The organism is Chitinimonas taiwanensis DSM 18899 (assembly GCF_900119825.1).
GTDB lineage: Bacteria > Pseudomonadota > Gammaproteobacteria > Burkholderiales > Chitinimonadaceae > Chitinimonas > Chitinimonas taiwanensis.
On record NZ_FPKR01000003.1, the window covers coordinates 117,407 to 130,771 of the forward strand.

General features: G+C 65.2%; 16 protein-coding genes. 8 read left to right on the forward strand and 8 right to left on the reverse strand.

Annotated features, from left to right (window positions below):
• Nucleotides 1-12 precede the first annotated feature (12 nt).
• The gene (locus BT173_RS04310; protein ID WP_072427402.1) at nucleotides 13-477 is read right to left on the reverse strand and encodes an acyl-CoA thioesterase; all 465 of its coding nucleotides are present in this window, start codon (nucleotides 475-477) and stop codon (nucleotides 13-15) included.
• Nucleotides 478-718: 241 nt separating this feature from the next.
• Here BT173_RS04310 and BT173_RS04315 point away from each other — a divergent pair, with 241 nt between their 5' ends.
• Nucleotides 719-916 (forward strand): hypothetical protein, encoded by a 198-nt coding sequence (locus BT173_RS04315; RefSeq protein WP_072427403.1) that lies wholly within the window; start codon nucleotides 719-721, stop codon nucleotides 914-916.
• A gap of 7 nt (nucleotides 917-923) precedes the next feature.
• Here BT173_RS04315 and BT173_RS04320 read toward each other — a convergent pair whose 3' ends face one another.
• Genes BT173_RS04320 through BT173_RS04330 form a run of 3 tightly spaced genes read right to left on the reverse strand, consistent with a single transcriptional unit; the run spans nucleotide 924 to nucleotide 3,511 of the window.
• Nucleotides 924-1,982 (reverse strand): PA0069 family radical SAM protein, encoded by a 1,059-nt coding sequence (locus tag BT173_RS04320; protein WP_072427404.1) that lies wholly within the window; start codon nucleotides 1,980-1,982, stop codon nucleotides 924-926.
• A 54-nt stretch (nucleotides 1,983-2,036) separates the two neighbouring features.
• Entirely contained in the window at nucleotides 2,037-2,843 is an 807-nt protein-coding gene (locus tag BT173_RS04325; RefSeq protein WP_072427405.1) for a siderophore-interacting protein, read from the reverse strand.
• Nucleotides 2,840-3,511 (reverse strand): PadR family transcriptional regulator, encoded by a 672-nt coding sequence (locus tag BT173_RS04330; RefSeq protein WP_084658166.1) that lies wholly within the window; start codon nucleotides 3,509-3,511, stop codon nucleotides 2,840-2,842. The genes BT173_RS04325 and BT173_RS04330 overlap by 4 nt, the downstream gene beginning before the upstream one ends.
• 136 nt (nucleotides 3,512-3,647) lie before the next feature.
• Here BT173_RS04330 and BT173_RS04335 point away from each other — a divergent pair, with 136 nt between their 5' ends.
• A complete protein-coding gene (locus BT173_RS04335) occupies nucleotides 3,648-4,784 on the forward strand; it encodes a glycerate kinase (protein WP_072427406.1) in 1,137 nt (378 codons plus the stop codon).
• Between the two features lie 9 nt (nucleotides 4,785-4,793).
• Here the strand turns inward: BT173_RS04335 and BT173_RS04340 are convergent, their stop codons facing one another.
• Both BT173_RS04340 and BT173_RS04345 read right to left on the reverse strand, forming a co-directional pair.
• Nucleotides 4,794-5,909: an acyltransferase family protein gene (locus BT173_RS04340; RefSeq protein WP_072427407.1), complete on the reverse strand. Its 1,116-nt coding sequence runs from the start codon at nucleotides 5,907-5,909 to the stop codon at nucleotides 4,794-4,796.
• Nucleotides 5,910-5,973: 64 nt separating this feature from the next.
• The gene (locus BT173_RS04345) at nucleotides 5,974-7,782 is read right to left on the reverse strand and encodes a DUF885 domain-containing protein (protein WP_072427408.1); all 1,809 of its coding nucleotides are present in this window, start codon (nucleotides 7,780-7,782) and stop codon (nucleotides 5,974-5,976) included.
• Nucleotides 7,783-7,974: 192 nt separating this feature from the next.
• Between BT173_RS04345 and BT173_RS04350 the strand changes: the two genes are divergently transcribed.
• Genes BT173_RS04350 through BT173_RS04360 form a run of 3 tightly spaced genes read left to right on the forward strand, consistent with a single transcriptional unit; the run spans nucleotide 7,975 to nucleotide 9,587 of the window.
• Nucleotides 7,975-9,075, forward strand: a complete 1,101-nt coding sequence (locus tag BT173_RS04350; RefSeq protein WP_072427409.1) for a PLP-dependent cysteine synthase family protein — start codon at nucleotides 7,975-7,977, stop codon at nucleotides 9,073-9,075.
• A 53-nt stretch (nucleotides 9,076-9,128) separates the two neighbouring features.
• Nucleotides 9,129-9,338, forward strand: a complete 210-nt coding sequence (locus BT173_RS04355) for a hypothetical protein (RefSeq protein WP_072427410.1) — start codon at nucleotides 9,129-9,131, stop codon at nucleotides 9,336-9,338.
• Nucleotides 9,339-9,365: 27 nt separating this feature from the next.
• Nucleotides 9,366-9,587: a hypothetical protein gene (locus BT173_RS04360; RefSeq protein WP_072427411.1), complete on the forward strand. Its 222-nt coding sequence runs from the start codon at nucleotides 9,366-9,368 to the stop codon at nucleotides 9,585-9,587.
• Between the two features lie 76 nt (nucleotides 9,588-9,663).
• Here BT173_RS04360 and BT173_RS04365 read toward each other — a convergent pair whose 3' ends face one another.
• Nucleotides 9,664-10,491 carry an HDOD domain-containing protein gene (locus BT173_RS04365; RefSeq protein ID WP_084658171.1) on the reverse strand — a complete coding sequence of 276 codons (828 nt, stop codon included), beginning with the start codon at nucleotides 10,489-10,491 and terminating at the stop codon, nucleotides 9,664-9,666.
• Nucleotides 10,492-10,530: 39 nt separating this feature from the next.
• Nucleotides 10,531-11,355 carry an NADPH-dependent 7-cyano-7-deazaguanine reductase QueF gene (queF, locus tag BT173_RS04370; protein WP_072427413.1) on the reverse strand — a complete coding sequence of 275 codons (825 nt, stop codon included), beginning with the start codon at nucleotides 11,353-11,355 and terminating at the stop codon, nucleotides 10,531-10,533.
• A gap of 140 nt (nucleotides 11,356-11,495) precedes the next feature.
• On the opposite strand from queF, the gene BT173_RS04375 reads away from it, so the two are divergent.
• Genes BT173_RS04375 through BT173_RS04385 form a run of 3 tightly spaced genes read left to right on the forward strand, consistent with a single transcriptional unit; the run spans nucleotide 11,496 to nucleotide 13,353 of the window.
• Nucleotides 11,496-11,687: a hypothetical protein gene (locus BT173_RS04375; RefSeq protein WP_072427414.1), complete on the forward strand. Its 192-nt coding sequence runs from the start codon at nucleotides 11,496-11,498 to the stop codon at nucleotides 11,685-11,687.
• Nucleotides 11,688-11,737: 50 nt separating this feature from the next.
• On the forward strand, nucleotides 11,738-12,823 hold the full coding sequence (locus tag BT173_RS04380) for a hypothetical protein (RefSeq protein ID WP_072427415.1): 1,086 nt from the start codon (nucleotides 11,738-11,740) through the stop codon (nucleotides 12,821-12,823).
• Nucleotides 12,823-13,353, forward strand: a complete 531-nt coding sequence (locus BT173_RS04385; protein ID WP_072427416.1) for a hypothetical protein — start codon at nucleotides 12,823-12,825, stop codon at nucleotides 13,351-13,353. Before BT173_RS04380 ends, BT173_RS04385 begins: the two co-directional genes overlap by 1 nt.
• Nucleotides 13,354-13,365: the final 12 nt, after the last annotated feature.

Genomic DNA, 13,365 nt, shown 5'->3' on the forward strand with positions numbered 1-13,365 from the left:
CGGCCTGCCGGCCTAGGCGCCGTCGCTCGTCGCGGGCTTGAGCGCAATTTCGCTGAAGTCGGCCGTGCGTTCGAGGTCGGCGAAGATCGCCAGCAGGCGTTCGGGCGGCGCAGTCAGTTTGCGCGCGCGCAGGTCCAGCCAGGCGCCGCTGACCTCGTGGCGCGCGGCCAAGCGGCCGTCTTCCTTATAGATATCGTGACGGATGCTGAAGCGGCTGCCATCGGTCGATAGCGCGGCCACCTGCACAGCAATCGTCAGCCGCTCGCTCATCTTCAGTTCCTTGAAGTACTCGGTGCTCTCCTTGAAGATCACCGGGCCGAAGGCATCGCGCTGGAATTGCTCGAAGCCGAAACCGGCCGCGCGCAGCCATTCGATACGCGCATGGGTGCAGAAGTCGGCATAGGCGCTATGGCGCACATGCTGGTTGGCGTCGCAGTCGGCCCAGCGGACCTCGAGGCTGTGACGAAAGGCGGTCATGCGGCGATCTCCATCAGAAAAATCCTATGCTAGATCAGAGTTTACGTAACAAGCAAGCGCTTGATTTATATATTCCTGCCGGCATTTTGTCCGTCCGCCGCGCATTTCATCGCGATAAATCGCATTCAGCGCCGTCTGGACCGCACTTGGTCGCATATCGGCTGCGGCCAGCGTCGCCAGTGCGCATCATGCACTCCAAGAAAACAGGGGAAACCACCTTAACGTAATCCAGGAGCAGGAAATGAAAACGTATCTGAATGACTTCTTCGAGCCGGTATTGGTATTCAGCATCGGCGCACTGTTTGTACTAGCCGTCGGCACCGCCTTCGTGGGTGAAGACCGTAGCGCACACAGCATCGGCCAGTTGGCCAGCCGTGGCGAACCGGCCGTGCTGCAGGTCGCCACCATCGAAATCGTTGCCGCGCGCCAGAAGGGCTGAGGCAGGACTAGAACAGATCGAGCTGCCCTTGCAGTGCAGCAGCACTGAAGCGGCTGCCATCCAGCGCCCAGGTCGCCCCGGCTAAACCCAGCCGCTGCGTGGCCAGACGGAAGCGCCGGGCCAATAGCTCGGCAAACACGCCTTCTCCGCGCATTCTCGCGCCAAAGCGCGCATCGTAATCCTGCCCGCCGCGGCATTGCCGCAACACGCTGAGCACATGCGCGCGTTTGAGCGGGTAGTGCGTGGCCAGCCAGTCCTCGAACAGGCTGGCCAGCTCCAAAGGCAGGCGTAGCAGTACATAGCCGGCCGATACCGCCCCCGCATCGCGGCTGGCCTGCAGAATCTTCTCCAATTCATGATCGTTCAGGGCAGGAATCATCGGCGCCGTCAGCACGCCCACCGGCACGCCAGCCCGCGCCAGCGCTTCGATGCTCTGCAGGCGGCGCAGGGGCTGGCTGGCACGCGGTTCCATCTGCCGCGCCAGTTCGCGGTCCAGCGTCGTCACCGACACCATGACCTTGATCAGCCCTTGCTGCGCCATCTCGGCCAGCAGATCGATATCGCGCTCGATCAGTGCGTTCTTGGTCAGCACATAGGTCGGGTGACGGGTGGTCAGCAACACCTGCAGCAGGCCGCGCGTGAGCTGGAGTTCGCGCTCCAGCGGCTGGTAGCAGTCGGTATTGCTGCCCAGGCTGATCGGCTCGGGCTGGTAACCTGGCCTCGCCAGCTCGGTGCGCAGCAGTTCGACCGCATTCGGTTTGGCCACGATCTGGGTTTCGAAATCCAGTCCGGGCGAGAAGCCCAGATAAGCATGGCTTGGGCGCGCATAGCAGTAGATGCAGCCGTGCTCGCAGCCCTGGTAGGGGTTGATGGATTGCGAGAAGCGCAAATCAGGCGACTGATTGCGGCTGATGATGGACTTGGCCGGATGCAGCTGCACGATGGTGCGCGGCCTTGCGGTCGCCGCTTCCGCCGCCCAGCCGTCATCGATGGCGATGCGCTGTTCGGCGGCATAGCGGTTATCGGGTTGCAGGCCGGTGCCCCGGCCGTGAATGGCTTGGCTCATGCAGCCATTCTAGCAGTGTGGTGAACGTTCGTTCACCATCCGTTCGGCGGCGTTTCACTCGTCCAGATTCTGGTGGCTATTGCTCGCGCCGTGCTTCCAATAGCTGGCGGCGCGCACCTGCTGCTTGGCCAGGCCGTGCTGCTCGATCAGCACGCGACGCACGGCCTGGATAGCATTCAGTTCCCCGGCTGCCCAGGCAAAGCCTTCGCCGGCCGGCAGCGTGAGCGCCGCCACGGCCTCGGCCAGCTGCATGCTGGCAGTTTGGCCGGCGCGGTGCAGCCAGTGGCAGCTCAGCTGGGCGGCACTGCTTAGCGCCGGCTGACAGCTGGCCTCGTCCACCTCCGCCACCACGATGGCCTGCGTGCCGGCGGGTAGCTCTTCCAGCCGACGCGCAATGGCGGGTAGGGCGCTATCGTCGCCGACCAGTAGATGCCAGTCAAAAGCGGTCGGGATCACCATCGAGCCGCGTGGCCCGCCTATGCCCAGATAGTCGCCTGGCTGCGCCCGGCTGGCCCATTGGCAGGCCGGGCCATCGCCATGCAGCACGAATTCGATATCGAGCTCACCCGCCTGCGCGTCGTAGCGGCGCGGCGTGTAGTCGCGCGCAATTGGGCGCGGCAGGTCGGCGCTGAACTGCGGGCCGTTCGGCCCCAGCGTGGGCAGGATGGGGCGGCTGGCGCCCGGCTCGGGCAGAAAGACCTTGATGTGATCGTCGAAGCCGGCCGTGGTGAAGCCGGCCAATTCCTCGCCGGCCAGGGTCACGCATAGCAGCTGCGGCGTGATCAGCCGGGTGCGGCGCACCTGCAGCAGGCGCAGCACGAGTGGGTGGCGCAGGCGTTGTACGGTCAGTGCTGGCTTCATAGGCTGGGTTCCGTCTGGGCGGGAGTTTCGATCTCGGCCGTGGCGCGGCGCAGGATGGCGGCGATGCGGCGTTGTTCAGCATGGTCGGCGCCATCACGTAGCAGCAGCGCCTGCTTGAGCGCCTGACGTGCGGCAACGAACTCTGCCAGCCAGTCGCCCGGCTGTGTCTCCTGCTCGTCCGCCATGGCGCGGCGCATCCAGTCCAATTTACGCGCCAGATGCTGGAGCTTGGCCAGCATCAGCGCCAGGCGCTCGCGATTGGCGTCCAGATGTGCCTGGCCGGCCTCGGTCAGCTGATAGGACTTTTTATTGCCGACCATTTCCACGCTGGCGAGGCCGATTTCTTCCAGATAGGTGAGCGCCGGATAAACCACGCCCGGGCTGGGCGTGTAATAGCCATTCGAGCGCGTCTGCAAGGCCTTGATCAGCTCATACCCATGGCTGGGGCCATCGGCCAGCAGACCGAGCAGCAGCAGTTGCAGATCATCAGCGCTGAATTTGCGCCCGCGGGTCAGGCCCTCATCGTCGCCAAAGCCGTCGCCATGTCGTCCGCCGCCACCGTGCCCACCGTGGCCGCGACCGTGTTGTTGCGCCATGGCCAGCAGGGCGGCCAGGCCGTGTCGCCCTGCGCCATGCCGCGCCGGGCCATGCGAAAAGAGTCCACGCATGATGCTACTCCTTTATATCGTAAGATATGTCGTAAGATATATATCGTAAGTAATAAAATCAAGTGCCGTTCATCGCTGCAGCGTGTGCGCAAAGTGTCGATAATCGTGGCCATCCCGTTCTGCTCTGGAAAACACCATGCGCATCGTGCTGGCCCCCGATTCCTTCAAAGCCTCGCTGAGTGCCGAGGCCGCCGCGCAGGCCATGGCGGACGGCCTGCGCGCGGTATGGCCGCAGGCCGAGCTGCGTCTGCACCCGATGGCTGATGGCGGCGAGGGCACGCTGGCGGCCATCGCCGCGGCCCGGCCCGAGGCGCAATGGCGTAGTACGACGGTCAGCAATCTGGATGGTCGGCCCTGCCAGGCACGCTGGCTGCAGCTGCCGGATGGGGTGGCCGTGCTTGAATCGGCGCAGATGCTCGGCCTGCCGCTCAGCCAGGGCTGCCCGGTCGAGCAGCGCAGCAGCCTGGGCCTGGGCCAGCAGCTGCTGGCCGTGCTGGCCGAGGGATGCACACGCATCCTGATCGGCCTGGGTGGCACCGGCAGCAATGACGGTGGCGCCGGCTTATTACAGGCGCTCGGTGCGCGCTTGCTCGATGCACAGGGCCAGCTGTTACCTGCCACGCCACAGGGCCTGGCCCGCTTGGCGCGGCTTGATCTGGATGAGTTAGATGCGCGCCTGGCTGGCGTGCAGTTGCTGGCCCTGGCCGATGTGGCCAGCCCCTTGAGCGGCCCGCATGGCGCCACGGCGGTGTTCGGCCCGCAGAAGGGGGTGAGTGCGGCGGCCGTGGCGGCGATCGATGCCAGCCTCGCGCACCTCGGGGAACTTGGCGACGCGAGCACAGGCCGGACCGATCGCGGGAGGGCAGGCAGTGGGGCGGCCGGTGGCTTGGGCTGGGCTTTGCGTGTGCTCGGTGCCCAGCTCGAACCAGGGGCCGAGCAGATTGCCGATCTGCAAGGTCTGGATGACAGCCTGCGTGGCGCCGACTATCTGATCAGCGGGGAAGGGCGCTCCGATCTGCAGACCCCCTTGGGCAAGTTGCCCTGGCGTATGGCAGCCCGTGCGGCGCGCCAAGGTGTACCGGCGGTGCTGATGTCGGGCGCGATTGCCGCCGAAGCGCATGCGCAGTTGGCGACGCGCTTTTGCTGCTGCCTGAGCCTGGTGCAAGTTGAGGATGAAGACGAGATCGAAGCTGCAAAACGCGAGGCGGCCGGCCGCCTGCGCGTGCTTGCGCAGGCTTGGGCTACGCAGCTGGCTAGCGGCGCGGCCAGGTAGACGGCAGCGTCAGCGCTCGGCGCCTTGTGGGTGCAGGGCGTTGGCAGGCAGGCGGCGTGCATGCAGTACCTGCGTCCAGCGCTTCAGCCGGCCAGTCAGCGGGCGTTCCACCAGGCGCTGGATCAGCCAGGCGCAGGCAATGGCCAGCAGCAGGACCGCCACGAGCTGCAGCGTCGGGTAGGTCGCGTTCAGGTGGCCAAACAGCAGCCATTTGCCGAGCACTTCGTGGATCAGATAGAGCGGATAGGTGAGCACGCCGAGACCGACCCAGCGCCTGAGGCGCAGGCCATCGAGCTTGCGCAGCGCAATGGCCAAGAACAGCAGGAACAGTGCGAGCACCACGGCCGTCACCACCCAGCGGTCCATGGCTACCCCGGTCAGCTTGGCCTTCAGCAACATATACCAGTAGGCATGCTGGACCGCGCGCAGCGCGCATAGCGCCAACAAGAGCGCGCGCGTCCAGCTCAGCCGCTGCAGCCAGACCAGGTAGAAGCCGGCGCCGGCGATGAAATAATGCGCCCAGGGCTTGAGCAGCGCGGCCTCCAGCCAGGCGGGCGCCAGCAGCAGCTTCAGGTCCATGGCCAGCAGGGCCAGCAGCCATAGCCACAGCGCCGCCTCGATACGCTTGGCCTGGCCGAGGACCAGCAGCAGGAAGATCAGCAGGTAAAAGCGCAGCTCCACCGCCAGCGTCCAGTACACGCCATCGATATCGGGCAGGCCGACAAAGCTCTGCAACATGCTCATGTTTGCCAGCCAGATCAGCCAGGCCTGCCCGTCGTGGCGGCCTTCCATCAGGTAAAAGCCGGCAAAGGCGGTGCACACGCAGAACCAGTAGGCCGGATAGAGGCGGGTGATGCGCGAGGCGACAAAGCTGCCCGGCCCGCGAGGCAGGGCGGTGAGCAGGATCACGAAGCCGCTGATCAGGAAGAAGGCATCCACGCCCAGATAGCCGTACTTGGCCAGCGGGGCGAGGGCGGGGAAGACCAGTAGGCCCGAGCCATCGTCTATCCAGCCGCGAAAGCCGAAATGGAACACCGTTACCGCCAGGGCGGCGGCAAAGCGCAGCACATCGAGGATGTCGAAGCGGGCGGCGGACGGCGCGGGCGTGAGGGTCGGTGAGCGCATGGTGGCTGGGCCAAGCTGGGGCGAGCCGCTTTGTCTCACGGCACGCGCCTGCCCGGCAAGCGGATCAGGCCTTTCCGCCGGCCTTGATCCAGTCGTCCACGATACGCTCGAGCAGGGCCAGCGGCAGCGGGCCGTTGCGCAGCACCAGGTCGTGGAAGCGACGCGCATCGTAATCTTTGCCCAGCTGCTGGATGGCGCGCGCGCGCAGCTCAAGAATCTTCAGCATGCCGATCTTGTAGGCACAGGCTTGGCCGGGGTTGACCAGGTAGCGCTCGATCTCGACCACCACCTCGCCCTCGCCCATGCCGGTATTGCGCATCATGTAGTCAACACCCTGCTCGCGCGTCCAGCGCTTGGCATGCATGCCGGTATCCACCACCAGGCGCACGGCGCGGAACAGTTCGTCGCGCAGACGGCCGAGCCGGTCGTAAGGGTCGGGAATCAGGCCGATTTCCTCGGCCAGCTTTTCCGCATACAGCGCCCAGCCCTCGCCATAGGCGGTGTACCAGTTGAAGCGACGGAAGCTGGGTAGATCGGTCTGCTCGCGCGCGATCGCTGTCTGCAGATGATGGCCGGGCACGCCCTCGTGGTAAGCAAGCGTATGCATGCTCCAGCGCGGGGTGGCCTTGATGTCGTACAGATTGGCGTAGAACACGCCGGGCCGGCTGCCATCCAGGGCAGGAGCCTCGTAATAGGCGCCGGCGGCGGTCTTTTCCGCCACCTTGGGTACCGGGCGCACATCCATGGCGGCGCTGGGCAGGTGGCCAATCACCTTGGGCAGGGCAGCCTGCGCCTTGCTGAGGATGGCCTTGTAGTCGGCAATGATCTGCGCGCGGCCGGCCTCGGTATCCGGGTAGAGAAAGCGCGGGTCCTCGCCCAGCTTGAGCATGGCGGCACCGACATCCTCATGCGGCTCGCCAGCCGCTTTCAGGATGCTGCGCATCTCGGCCTGGATGCGCGCAACCTCGGCCAGGCCGAGCTGGTGCACGGCATCCGGCGTCATATCGGTGCTCAGATGGCCACGCAGCGCCCAGGCATAGTAGGCATCGCCATTGGGCAGCGACCAGGCGCCATCATTGCGCGGGTGGGCGGCGGCCAGGGCAATGGTGGCCTGGTTCAGCCGTTGGTAGGCCGGGTAGACCGCCTCTTGCAGTGCCAGCTTGGCCTGCTGCAGAAACTCGCTCTGGTCGATATCGCGCAGGCCGGCCTTGCGCAGCTTGTCGGCAAAGCTCGTGTAGAGCGGATGCTGCTCGACCGGCATGGCCAGCTGGTTGCCCATGCCCTCGATCGACTTCTGCAGCGCGAAATGCGGCGCCACGATGCCCTGGCTGGCGCGCAGGGCTTGGGCGGCCTCCACCTGGGCCAGCTTGGTGGGAATCGCGCGCAGCCGCGCCAGATAGTCCTCGGCATCGCGCACATCGTTGACCTGGTGGGTGCCGGTCAGGAAGTTGATCACATTCAGCTGCTCGCCCCAGATCTGGTTGACCGGGAAGTTGTGCAGGCGGAATGGTCGCCCGGCCAGTTGCTGCTGCAAGCCCCAGGCCATGGTGTCGTAGGACAGCTGCTCGCTGGGCGACAGCTTGTCGCGCGCATAGCCTTGCAGCGTGTCCAGATTCGCCTGCGCGCGCTCAAGCGCCGCATCGGCATGCGCATCGCTGGCATCGTCGAGCAGCGCATTGTGGCGGCGTATGCCCCAGGGTTCGAAGAGGCGCAGATCGGACATTAGCTGCGGCATCTCGATCAGCTCGCGCAGCGCCGTGCGCTCGAAAAACACATTGATGGACCAAGGCCGGAAGTACAGCGCATTGACGGCGACCCCGCCCGTCAACGCCAGTAACACGGCCAGCCCGATACCTGCTTGCTTCAATCGCATGCCTCTCTCCCCCTCAATGATTTTTTGAATCGCGCCGATTGTAGACAAGCTGGCTGCGCGCACCGCCAATTGCTGCGACGAATGGCAGCCTGTGTGGCTGAACTGCAGAAAAAGCGGGTAAGCGCCAATTCGCCAAGCGCCGGGCAGGCTTCTAAGATGCGAGCTTCTGCAGCCCCGATAGACGAGCTCTGTATGCCCCAGCGCAACTGGGTGGCGAATGCCATTCACAAGATCGATGCCGATTACAACCGCTCGGCGGATACCCATCTGATTCCGCTGGCGTTGCCCGGCTTCCCCGATATCCCCGTGTATTTCAAGGATGAGTCCAGTCATCCGACCGGCAGCCTTAAGCACCGCTTGGCGCGCTCGCTATTCCTGTATGCGCTGGCGAATGGCTGGCTGCACGAGCACAGCACGGTGATCGAGGCGTCGAGCGGCTCGACCGCGGTGTCGGAAGCCTATTTCGCTCGCCTGCTCGGCCTGCCGTTTATCGCGGTGATGCCGGCCGCTACCTCGCCGGACAAGATCGCCGCGATTACCTTCTATGGCGGGCGCTGCCATCTAGTCGACGACCCTGCCGCCATCAATGCCGAATCGGCCCGCCTGGCGCGTGAGACCGGCGGTCATTTCATGGATCAGTTCACCTATGCCGAACGCGCCACCGACTGGCGCGCGAACAACAATATCGCCGAGTCCATCTTCAAGCAGATGGCCGAGGAGCCGTATCCGGTGCCGAGCTGGATCGTTTGCGGCCCCGGTACTGGCGGCACCAGCGCCACGTTGGGGCGCTATGTGCGCTACCGGCGCCATGCGACGCGCATCCTGTGCGCCGATCCCGAACACTCGGTGTTCTTCGACTACTACCGCTCGGCCCTGGCTGGTCAGCCCGATGCCGGCCTTAGCCATGGCTGCGGCTCGCGCATCGAAGGCATAGGCCGACCGCGCGTGGAGGCCAGCTTCATCCCCAGCTGCGTGGATGCGATGCTAAAAGTGCCTGATGCGCTGAGCCTAGCGGCCATGCGCTATGTGAGCGCGCAGCTGGGCCGACGCGTGGGCGGCTCCACCGGCACCAACTTCATCGGCGTGTTGCAACTCGCGCAGCAAATGCGTGCCGCGGGCGAAAAAGGCGCGATAGTGACGATTTTGTGCGACAGCGGCGAGCGCTATGCGCACAGCTATTACCGGCCGGACTGGTATATCGAGCGCGGTATTGATACCGTGGCGGCCGATGCGGCGCTGGCACAGGCTCTGAGCGGGGATCAGCCACTGTCCCTGCCCAGTTTGGAGGCCTGAAGCGCGCCGCCTGCGTATAACCATGGCGGGCTCAGGCCCCGGGGGAAGTAAGCATGAATGCCGTCAGGGTACTGAGCATACTGCTGGTGCTGCTGGGCCTAATCGGTCTGAGCCTCGGTCAGTTTCACTATCTGACCGAGTTGCCGGTAAGCGGGCAGCGGCCGGTGCAGCTGGAAATCGCCTTTTCCATCCCGCGCTGGTTCAGTGGCGGTGTGCTGCTGGCCGGCGTGGCCCTGTTCTTTTCTGCCAAGCGCAAGCGCTAGGCAGCCACTACAGCGAAAGAAAACCCTATGAATCTACTGCGTATCGTGGCGATTGCCCTGATCCTGGCCGGCGCGCTGGGCCTGGGTATGGGCGGCTTCAGCTACACGACGGAAAACCAGGCCGCCAAGCTGGGCCCGCTTGAGCTGACCGTGAAGGAAGAAAAACAGGTGCCGATTCCGGCCTGGTTATCGGGCGGCGCGATTGCGCTTGGCGTGGTCTTGCTGCTGATGGGCAATCGCAAGCGCTGATCTACCTGTCTGGATTGAAATGCATCAGGCCGCTCCCTCACGAGCGGCCTGATGCATTTTGGCTTGGGTGCGCTGTTCAGCTCATTGCCTCGACCAGCTCGGCCGCATCGTCATACGCCTCGCTGCTGATCGATAGCGTGGTCAGAATGTAGTCCTGGATGTCCACCCAGTGCGGGTCCGCTTCATGCCGCTGCCGCGTCTGCATCAGGTGCTCGGCCAGGCGCGCCAGTGCAATCAGCCGGGCTGAATCGAGGCTGAGCAGGCGCTCGTCGTACAGCTGCTCGAAATCATGGTGATACAGGATGGCCTGGGCGAGTAGCTCAGGCAGGAACCAGGTACGTGCCAGCAGATAGCCGACCACCACATGCGAGGTGGCGCGCGATTTCTGCTCGATCTCGATAAAGCGCGCCGGATTGGCCATCGCGCGGGCCAGCGTATTCACATAGCTGGGAAAGCGCTGGGTCAGCACCGGTATGCCGCAATCGCGGAACAGGCAGAACAGATAGGCCTGATCGGGGCGCACCATGCGCCAGCGCTGCGCGAGCATGGCGGCGATGGCGGCAATGCGGGTCGATTCCTCCCAAAACATGCCCAGGATGGGTGGCAGCGGCAGGGCGCGCTTGAGCGCCACGCCGGTCACCACCGAATCGAGATTAGCGGTGCCAAGGAAGTGCAGCGCATCGTTCAGACTATCGAGCTTGCCGGCGGCGAAGGACGGCGAGTTGGCCGTCTTCAGCACCGCGGCCGACAGACCCAGGTCGCGCCCGATGATCTTGGCCAGCTCCGCCCCGCCTGCCTCGCGGCTCTGCGCGGCGCGCAGCTCGCTGAGCACGGCGGGCAGCGCCGGCAGGGTCAGGCTCTTCAAGAGCTTGGCGGTATCGGTCTCGCTCAAAAGTCGGTTCATGGCAGCTCCGCGCGGTTTGCCAACACTATAAGGCAAGGCTTACTGACGTGCGCTGCGCACATTGGCCGGTGCCGCCTGGGTGAAGCTGGTGCGGAAAGGGTTGATATCCAGCCCGCCGCGCCGCGTATAGCGTGCATACACCGACAAGGCCTGTGGCCGGCATGCGCGCAACACATCCATGAAGATGCGTTCCACGCACTGTTCGTGGAACTCATTGTGCTGGCGGAAGGAAATCAGATAGCTGAGCAGGCCGGCCCGGTCGATCGCCTCGCCGCGGTAGCGGATCTGCACGCTGCCCCAATCGGGTTGGCCGGTCACCAGGCAGTTGGACTTGAGCAGATTCGAACACAGGGTCTCTTCCACCACACCGTCGGCCGGCACGGTGCGCAACAGGCTGGGGCTGGGCTGGTAGTGCGTGATTTCCACATCCAGATTGTCGATGCAGTAACCGTCGAGCTCGGCAACCCGCTCGCGGCCGAAGTCCTCGGGCAGCACGATGCGCACGCTGACCGTAGCGCCGGCCGCCGCGCTCAGATCGCGCTGCAGGCGCGCCTTGAGCTCGTCCACGCTGTCCAGCCGGGTCTGGTTGAAGCTGTTCAGATAGAGCTTGAAGCTCTTCGATTCGATGATATTGGGCGAATCGGCCGGCACGCCGAAGCTGGCCAGTGCCACCTGCGGCTTGCCCTTGGGGTTGAGCCAGGACAGCTCGTAGGCATTCCAGATATCGCTGCCGAAGAAGGGCAGGCTGGCCGGCACGCCGATCTCGACGCGCTTGGCCAGGCGGGGGATCGGGAACAGCAGGCTGGGGTCGTAGTGTTCGATATAGGCGCTGGTCTTGCCCAGCGGCGAGAGTTCGGGATGCATGCGCGGACTCGGAAAACGGTTGAGGCGTAATTTTACCCACGCTTTGTGTTGTTATCCGCGCGCATTTCCTCTGTATGGTGGATGAGCGCGCCGGGCGGCCTCGCTAGTATCCAGGCTCCAAAACATCGCTGGTTGTCATCATGTTCATGTTGATCTCAGGTGTCGTACTGCTCTTGCTGGTGCTGTATGTGGCTTACCGCTATCGCCCCAGCCGGCGCGAGCGGTTGATCTTCGCCGAACGCGGTTCGCGTGAAGCCGCGCTCAATCGCGCCGCCAGCCAGACCGTGCAGCGTTATCTGGCCCAAGAAAAGCGCAACGAGCGCGCTTACTGACCCACGCTTCCCACTACAATGGCGCCCTTGCTGCAACGCCGCATCGCGCCATGTCCCTCTCTCCCGACATCCATATTCCGCACGGCCCCGCGCTGATCTGGCGCGCTGGCCTTCAGGCCCGCGCCCGCATCGCCACCCAGGGCCTGCAGCCGGCTGATATTGCCCTGCTGCCCGGTGCGGCGGGTGGCCCTAAGGCACTGGCGCTGACCGGGCTCGATCAGGCCATTTTCGGCGACTGGCTGCAGCGTGCACCGCGCCAGCGCCAGCTTTTGGGCAGCTCGATTGGCGCTTGGCGCTTTGTCTGCGCGATGCAGGCCGACCCGGCCCGCGCGCTGGGCAATCTGGCTGAGCGCTACACGGCCGAGACCTATGCGCCCGGCGTAACGGCCGCCGAGGTTGCCCAGGCGCTGCGCCAGATGCTGGCGGATCTGTTCCAGGCCGAGCCGGCACAGCTGCTCGATCACCCGCACTACCACCTGACCCTGACCGCGGTACGCGCGCGCGGCCCGCTGGCATCCGAGCGTTCGGCCTTACAGCTGGCGGGTGTGCTGGCGCTCGCCTCGGCCAATCTGCTGTCGCGCCGTCTGTATGCAAGCGGCTGGCAACGCATCTGGTTCAGCGACCCGCGCCAGCCGGCCCCGGCGCTAAGCGCCGACTTCCCGACCACCGTGGTACCGCTGCGCGACGACAATCTGCTTGATGCCCTGCATGCGACGGCGGCCATTCCGCTGGTGGTGGAGGGCGTGCGCAATCCGCGTCATGCGCCACCCGGTCAATACCGCGATGGCGGCCTGATCGACTACCACCTCGATCTGCCCTATCCGCAGCTCGATGGCCTGGTGCTCTATCCGCATTTCTACGCGCATATCGTGCCGGGCTGGTTCGACAAGCGCCTGCCCTGGCGCCAGCCCAAGCCGCATCGTCTCGATAATGTGCTGCTGGTGGCCCCCTCGGCCGATTTCGTCGCTCGCCTGCCGCAGGGCAAGATTCCCGACCGCGACGATTTCCGCCGTTTTGACGATGCCACGCGCCAGCGCTACTGGCGTCAGGTGCGCTCGGAAACCCAGCGACTGGGCGACGAGTTCCTGGCCACGGTGGACAGCGGCCAGCTACACGATCGCTTGCAGTCCTTCTGATGAGTGCGATACCCCTAATTCACAGCCCGGCGCACGAGGATGCGCCAAGCATCGTGCGGCCAGCCCAGGCTGCGGCCCAGCGCCTGCCTGCGCTGCCCGATGTATTGGCCGCCCTGCACGCGGGCAGCCTGGCGCCGCATGCGTTTGATCACCGTGCGCATCTGTTTGCCGCCTGGTCGGCGCTGCTGCGCTACGGCGTGGTGGAGGGCGCGGCGCGCTTTCGCCCGGCCCTGCGTGCCTATACCGCCCATCTGCAGGCAGCCGACAAATACCATGTGACCATCACCGAGGCTCTGCTGCGCCTGGTGGCGGCTGCGCTGTCGGCCTCTGCGGATTCGGAAGGGCGCTGGCAGGCACAGTGGCAGCGCTTCGAGCGCCGCCATGCTGCGCTGTTCCGCAGCAGCCGCGAGGTGCTGGCCGACTATTACAGCGATGCCTGCCTGCTGCAGGACGAGGCGCGCCTGCGCTTTGTGCCCCCCGATCTGCGCGCCTTACCACCCACTGCGCTGGACGGGCCGAGCATGGAATAATGGCGGCCTGTC